General features: G+C 72.0%; 1 protein-coding gene. It reads right to left on the bottom strand.

Going from position 1 to position 1,185, the window contains the following annotated elements:
* On the bottom strand, positions 1-1,170 hold a 1,170-nt coding region (locus GJ693_RS16065), incomplete at its 3' end, for a S8 family serine peptidase (protein ID WP_156257226.1).
* Between the last annotated feature and the right edge of the window lie 15 nt (positions 1,171-1,185).

Genomic DNA, 1,185 nt, shown 5'->3' with positions numbered 1-1,185 from the left:
GGTGGCGCGCGCTTCGGCGGCGACGGCTGCCAGCGGGCTGGCCGGGTAGGCCGCCAGTCGCGCGGTCACCAGTGGCGCGGCGAACGAGGTGCCGCGCACCGCCGCATAGCCGCCATCCATCAACGCCGCCGCCATATCGGCTCCCGGCGCGGCAAAATCGACATGCGCCGCCCGACCGGCCTCGGGCAACAGCCGGTCCTTGCCGTCCACCGCCGTCACCGCGACAACGCCGGCATAAGACGCCGGATACATCGGCGGTGCGGCCGGGCCATCATTGCCCACCGCCGCCACCACCAACGCGCCTTTCGCCTGTACGGCGGCGACGGCGCGGGCGATCAGCAGGTTGGGCGGGCCGACCAGGCTGATGTTGATCACGCGCGCGCCGCGCGCCGCCAGCCAATCGATGGCATTGGCAATGGCGATGGCCGAGCCATTGCCGCTGACGCCGCCATAGACATCGGCCACCAGCAATACCGCGCCGCGCGCCGCGCCGGTGAAATTGGCCGCCTGGCCCACCAACAGCGAGGCCACCGCGGTGCCGTGGCCGGTGGCCTTGACTGCGCCGGCAAAGCCGCGCTGTTCGATGCGGGCCGTGGCCAGCGCCGGGTGCGCCGCGACCCCGCCGTCGATCATGCCGATACTGGCGCCAGTGGCACTTGCAGCGGGGATCGCGGCGGCGGGCATTGCCTGCAGGCCGGCGCCGGCGGGTTCATAGACATGGTTGTAATCCGCCTCCACGCCAGGCGCGGCGGCGCGCACGGCGGCCAGCGCCTTGTCAAGCTTGAGCTTTGCGGGTGGGCGTAGGATGATCACGTCGCCAGCGCCGCCAGCCGTCTCGCGCTTCACCACGGAAAAGCCCTGCGCGGTCAATTGCGCCAGGGCAGCATCGGGCAGGCCCAGCACCAGCAGTTCGCCGCGTCGCACCGGGTTGCCTTGCGGATCGCTTTCCAGCAGTTCGCGATTGTCGCGCACCATCTGGCGCAAACGCTCGCGCCGCAGATCGAGCAGGGTGCGGGCATCGCCGATGATGGTGCCGCCGCCGATGCCTGAACCAAGATCGGCGATGCCAAGCGGTCCGCCCAGCATCGGCAGCGTTGCCGGCACCGCGCCGGCCAGCGAGCCGTTGCCGGGCAAGGCGCCGCCCAGCGCAGGCGCGATTGGGCCGGTCACCTGGCCCGGCAGCTG

This window comes from Sandarakinorhabdus oryzae (assembly GCF_009733735.1).
GTDB classification, from domain to species: domain Bacteria; phylum Pseudomonadota; class Alphaproteobacteria; order Sphingomonadales; family Sphingomonadaceae; genus Sandarakinorhabdus; species Sandarakinorhabdus oryzae.
This window is presented reverse-complemented; position numbering and strand designations above follow the sequence as displayed.